This is a genomic window from Sphaerotilus sp., assembly GCF_041083715.1.
Classification (GTDB): Bacteria; Pseudomonadota; Gammaproteobacteria; order Burkholderiales; family Burkholderiaceae_C; genus Sphaerotilus.
Genome location: NZ_JBFPGY010000346.1, coordinates 1 through 5,634 on the forward strand (window position 1 = coordinate 1; position 5,634 = coordinate 5,634).

Sequence of the window (5,634 nt, forward strand, 5' to 3'; positions counted from 1 at the left end):
CGCCGCACTGGTCCCGGTGCAACGCCGCCGGCCGCTGGGAGATCCTGGGCGATCCGGCGCACAAGCACGTCAACCCGGCGCTCTACCGCAAGGAGGAGGTGCTGGCCTGCTGGACACGCATCACGGCTCCCGTGCTCTGGGTCGAAGGCGACGAGACGGACGTCAGCAAGTGGTGGGGCAACCGCTACCCGCGGGCGGATTTCGAGGAACGCCTGGCGGTGGTGCCCCGGCTCACGCGCCACCTGCTGAGCCCGTGCGGCCACATGCTGCACCACGACCAGCCGGACGCGCTGGCCGCGCTCCTCGCCGGCCACCTCGCCAGCCAGCCTGGTTACACGGCCTGATCAGCGGCGTCCCCGGCCATGGGGATGGGTCCATGCCAAAATCGCGCCTTTCCGGACATCGAGCGACCATGGACATCGAACGCATCAACGCCATCGGCAACACCCTGGCAGACCTCAGCGAGCGCACGAACGCGCTAAGGGGGTATCTTTGACTACGAACGCAAAGGCCTGAGACTGGAAGAGGTCAACGCCGCGCTGGAGAACCCCGCGGTGTGGAGCGACCCGAAGCGCGCCCAGGAGCTGGGCAAGGAAAAGCGCACGCTGGAGACCGTCGTCGGCACGATCGACCACCTGACCAGCCAGATTTCCGACAATGCAGAACTCTTCGAGATGACGAAGGACGAGCAGGACTTCGACTCGCTCGCCACCATCGAGACCGAAGCCGCCGCGCTGCGCGACACCGTCGAGAAGCTCGAATTCCGCCGGATGTTCAACAACCCGGCCGACCCGCTCAACTGCTTCATCGACATCCAGGCCGGCGCCGGTGGCACCGAAGCCTGCGACTGGGCCTCGATGCTGCTGCGCCAGTACCTGAAGTACGCCGAGCGCAAGGGCTTCACCGCCACGGTCGAGGACATCACCGAAGGCGACACCGCCGGCATCAAGAGCGCGACCATCAAGGTCGAGGGCGACTACGCCTTCGGCCACCTGCGCACCGAAACCGGTGTGCACCGCCTGGTCCGCAAGAGCCCGTTCGATTCGTCGGGTGGCCGGCACACCAGCTTCGCCTCGCTGTTCGTCTACCCGGAAGTCGATGACTCGATCGAGATCGACATCAACCCGTCGGACGTGCGCACGGACACCTTCCGGGCCTCGGGCGCGGGCGGCCAGCACATCAACAAGACCGACTCGGCGGTGCGCCTGACGCACATCCCGACCGGCATCGTCGTGCAGTGCCAGGACGGCCGCAGCCAGCACAGCAACCGCGATGTGGCGTGGAAGCGCCTGCGTTCGCGCCTGTACGACCACGAGATGCGCAAGCGCATGGAAGAGCAGCAGAAGCTGGAAGACACCAAGACCGACGTCGGCTGGGGCCACCAGATCCGCTCGTACGTGCTGGACAACAGCCGCATCAAGGACCTGCGCACCAACGTGGAAATCTCGGCGACGCAGAAGGTGCTGGACGGCGATCTCGATGCGTTCATCGAGGCGAGTCTGAAACAGGGTCTGTGATCACCGCCCGGTGATCCGATCCATCCAGGGGAATCTTGATGACATTGGCCGCCTTGCTGTTCGACATGGACGGCACCTTGATCGACAGCATGCCCCTGCACGAGCGCTCCTGGGCGCTCTGGCACGCCGAGATGGACCTGCCCTATGACGAGGCGGGCTTCTTCGCCGCGACCGCGGGGCGGACCAACCTCGAAATCCTGCGGGACCTGTTCCCGGCGGAAGCCGAGGCCGCCCTGCAGCCGATGGCCGCCCGCAAGGAAGCGCTCTACCGCGAGATCGCCGAGCGCGAACTGACGCTGATCGACGGCGCCCGCGAGGTGATCGCCCAGGGCCGTGCGCGTGGATTGCGGATCGCGATCTGCACCGCCGCGCCGCCCGAGAACATCGCCATCGCCTTCACCCGCTTCGGGCTGGGCACGCTGGTGGACACGGTCACCAGCCCGGCCGACGGCCTGCGCGGCAAGCCGCATCCGGACATCTTCCTGGAGGCCGCGCGCCGCATGGGTGTCGAGCCGGCACAGTGCCTGGTGTTCGAGGATGCCCCGCTGGGCATCGAGGCCGCGCTCCGTGGTGGCATGGCAGCGGTCGTGCTGACGACCACGCTGCCGGCTGAAGCCTTCGCTGGTTACGCCAATGTGCTCCAGTCGATCGCCGACTTCACCGATTACACCCTTCCGCCCAGCCTGGGCTGATCACCAGACAACAAGAGACAAGCCATGCGTGAAGGTACCGTCACCCTGACCCGGCGCGAAGACTACATCGCGCCGAGCCACTGGATCCGCTCGGTCGATCTGACCTTCGAGCTGGAGCCGGCCAAGACGCTGGTCATCAGCCGGATGCAGGTCGAGCCCAACCCCGACCGCCCTGGCCAGCCGCTGCGGCTGGACGGCGAGGACATCACGCTGACCCGCGTGCTGGTCAACGGCGAGAGCGTGTCGTTCCACTTCGACAGCGGCCAGCTCGTGCTCGACAAGCTGCCGGCCGAGCCGTTCGCGCTGGAAATCCGCAACACCTGTGCGCCCGAGAAGAACACGCAGCTCTCGGGGCTCTACACCTCGGGCGGCGGTTTCTTCACGCAGTGCGAGGCGCAGGGCTTCCGCCGCATCACCTACTTCGCCGACCGGCCGGACGTGATGGCCGTCTTCAAGGTCACGCTGCGCGCGGACGCGAAGAAGTACCCGATGCTGCTGTCCAACGGCAACCTGGTCGAATCCGGCCCGTGCCCGAAGGGCCGCCACTACGCCGTCTGGAGCGACCCGCACCCGAAGCCGAGCTACCTGTTCGCGCTGGTGGCCGCCGATCTGGTCTGCCGCGAGCAGAAGATCCGCACCCGCTCGGGCCAGGACCACACGCTGCAGGTCTACGTGCGCGCCGGGGATCTGGACAAGACCGAGCACGCGATGAACTCGCTGATCGCGTCGATCGCCTGGGACGAGGCGCGCTTCGGCCTGAAGCTCGACCTGGAGCGCTTCATGGTCGTCGCGGTCAGCGACTTCAACATGGGTGCGATGGAGAACAAGGGCCTGAACATCTTCAACACGAAGTTCGTGCTCGCCAGCCCTGCGACCGCCACCGATGTCGACTTCGGCAACATCGAAAGCGTCGTCGGCCACGAATACTTCCACAACTGGACCGGCAACCGCATCACCTGCCGCGACTGGTTCCAGCTCAGCCTGAAGGAAGGCCTGACCGTCTACCGCGACCAGGAGTTCAGCCAGGACATGGCGGGCGAAGCCTCGGCACGCGCGGTCAAGCGCATCGAGGACGTGCGCCAGCTGCGCCAGAGCCAGTACCCCGAGGACGCCGGCCCGATGGCGCACCCGGTGCGCCCCGACCAGTACCAAGCCATCGACAACTTCTACACCGCCACCGTCTACGAGAAGGGCGCCGAGGTCGTGCGGATGATGGCCACCCTGGTCGGTCGCGCCGGTTTCCGCCGCGGCATGGACCTGTATTTCGCGCGCCACGACGGGCAGGCCGTGACCTGCGACGACTTCGCCCAGGCCATCGCCGATGCCAATCCCGGCAGCGCGCTGGCCGAGCGGCTGGATGGGTTCAAGCACTGGTACGCCCAGGCCGGCACGCCGCGCCTGCAGGCCGAAGGCCATTTCGACGCTGAAACCGGCCGCTACACGCTCACGCTGCGCCAGCACACCCCGGCCACGCCGGGACAGCCGCTCAAGCAGCCCTTCGTGATCCCGGTGGCCATGGGCCTGCTGGATGCGGCCGGCCAGCCGATCGCCGGCACCGACCGCGTGCTGGTGCTCGACGGCATGGCGCAGTCGTGGACCTTCGACGGTCTGAGCGCTGCACCGGTGCCGTCGCTGCTGCGCGGCTTCTCGGCCCCGGTGATCCTGGAATGGGCCGCCAGCGAGGCCGAGCTGTTCACGCTGCTGGGCCACGACACCGACGCCTTCAACCGCTGGGAGGCCGGTCAACGGCTGGCGGTGCAGCGGCTGCTGGCCGCAGTCCGCCAGGGCGGCGACTTGGTGATCGACGAGGCCTTCGTCTCGGCCCTGCGCACGGTGCTGAACGACGCGACGCTGGACGCTGCATTCAAGGAACTGGTGCTGACACTGCCCAGCGAAGGCTATCTGGCCGAACGCATGGCGGAAGCCGGCGAGCCGATCGATCCGCAGAAGATCCACACCGCACGCGAATCGATGCGCGCGCAGCTCGCCCGCAGCCTGCACGCCGACTGGGTCGCCGCCTGGGAGCAGCACAGCCAGACCGGCAGCTACCGCCCCGATCCCGTGTCTTGCGGCCGGCGCGCGCTGGCCAATCTGGCGCTGTCCCTGCTCGTGCTCGACGGTGTGGCACGCGGCGAGCCGCTCTGGCAAGGCAAGGCGCTGCAGCGCTTCAAGGACGCCGGCAACATGACCGACCGCCTCGGCGCACTGACGGCGCTGGTCCATGGCCGCTCGTCGCTGGCTGGCGCGGCGCTGGAGCGATTCCACGCCATGTTCTGCAGCGAGGCGCTCGTCATCGACAAGTGGTTCGCGTTGCAGGCCACGGCGCCGGAGCATGGCGGCGAGGTCTTCGAGCAGATCAAGGCCCTGGCACGCCACCCCGATTACTCGCTGCGCAACCCCAACCGCGCACGCAGCCTGCTGCTGACGATGACGCAGCTCAACCCGGGCGCCTTCCACCGTGCCGACGCGGCCGGCTACGCCTTCTGGGCGGACAAGGTGCAGGAAGTGGACGGATTCAACCCGCAGCTGGCCTCGCGCATGGCGCGGGCGCTCGACCGCTGGCGCGCGCTGGCCGAGCCCTACCGCAGCCAGGCGCGGGCGGCGATCGAGCGGATTGCCGGGAAGGCGGACTTGTCCGGCGATACGCGAGAAATCGTCATGCGGGCGTTGGCGGACTGAAATCTGGAGAAGTTAGGATCGGGCCATCCCCCTGAAACTCCTTTGTAACTCTCGATCCGGCCGCCACGCCGGTACAGCTCCATGACCAAACGCATCAGCCTCACCCAGTACCTCGTCGAGCAGCAGCGCGAGCACGGCCACATTCCCGGCCAGCTCCGCCTGCTGATCGAAGTGGTGGCCCGCGCCTGCAAGCGCATCGCGATCGCCGTCAACAAGGGCGCGCTCGGCGAAGTCCTCGGCTCGGCCGGCAGCGAGAACGTGCAGGGCGAAGTCCAGAAGAAGCTCGACATCATCTCCAACGAGGTGCTGATCGAGGCCAACGAGTGGGGTGGCCACCTCGCGGCCATGGCCTCCGAGGAAATGGACGACATCCACGTCGTGCCCAACCGCTATCCGCAGGGCGAGTACATGCTGCTGTTCGATCCGCTCGACGGCTCCAGCAACATCGATGTGAACGTCTCGATCGGCACCATCTTCTCGGTGCTGCGCAAGGTCGGCCACAACCGCGGCGTCAGCGAAGAGGATTTCCTGCAACCCGGCAAGTTCCAGGCGGCCGCCGGCTACTGCGTCTACGGCCCGCAGACCACGCTGGTGCTGACGGTGGGCGATGGCGTCGCGATGTTCACGCTCGACCGCGAGACCGGCTCGTGGGTGCTGACCAGCGAGAACGTGCAGATCCCGGCCGACACCAAGGAATTCGCGATCAACATGTCGAACATGCGCCACTGGGACACCCCGGTGAAGCG

The 5,634-nt window shown here is 67.3% G+C and carries 5 protein-coding genes; all 5 read left to right on the top strand.

Translation table 11 applies throughout. The features are described 5' to 3' along the window. A partial coding sequence (locus AB3X43_RS16360; RefSeq protein ID WP_369430929.1) for an alpha/beta fold hydrolase occupies positions 1 to 344 on the top strand: 344 nt, incomplete at its 5' end. A gap of 68 nt (positions 345 to 412) precedes the next feature. Continuing rightward, a protein-coding gene (gene prfB, locus AB3X43_RS16365) for a peptide chain release factor 2 (RefSeq protein WP_369430930.1) occupies positions 413 to 1,517 on the top strand; the annotation gives its coding sequence in 2 pieces (ribosomal slippage) (positions 413 to 493 and positions 495 to 1,517; 1,104 coding nt in all). Between the two features lie 38 nt (positions 1,518 to 1,555). Further along, entirely contained in the window at positions 1,556 to 2,209 is a 654-nt protein-coding gene (locus tag AB3X43_RS16370; protein ID WP_369430931.1) for an HAD family hydrolase, read from the top strand. A 24-nt stretch (positions 2,210 to 2,233) separates the two neighbouring features. Further along, positions 2,234 to 4,888 (top strand): aminopeptidase N, encoded by a 2,655-nt coding sequence (gene pepN / locus AB3X43_RS16375; RefSeq protein WP_369430932.1) that lies wholly within the window; start codon positions 2,234 to 2,236, stop codon positions 4,886 to 4,888. An 81-nt stretch (positions 4,889 to 4,969) separates the two neighbouring features. Beyond that, positions 4,970 to 5,634: class 1 fructose-bisphosphatase (locus AB3X43_RS16380; protein WP_369430933.1), on the top strand; the 665-nt coding region annotated here is incomplete at its 3' end.

Coding starts and splice junctions, on each gene's coding strand:
- AB3X43_RS16370 (WP_369430931.1), top strand. CDS start 1,556: ATGACATTGGCCGCCTTGCTGTTCGACATGGACGGCACCTTGATCGAC.
- pepN (WP_369430932.1), top strand. CDS start 2,234: ATGCGTGAAGGTACCGTCACCCTGACCCGGCGCGAAGACTACATCGCG.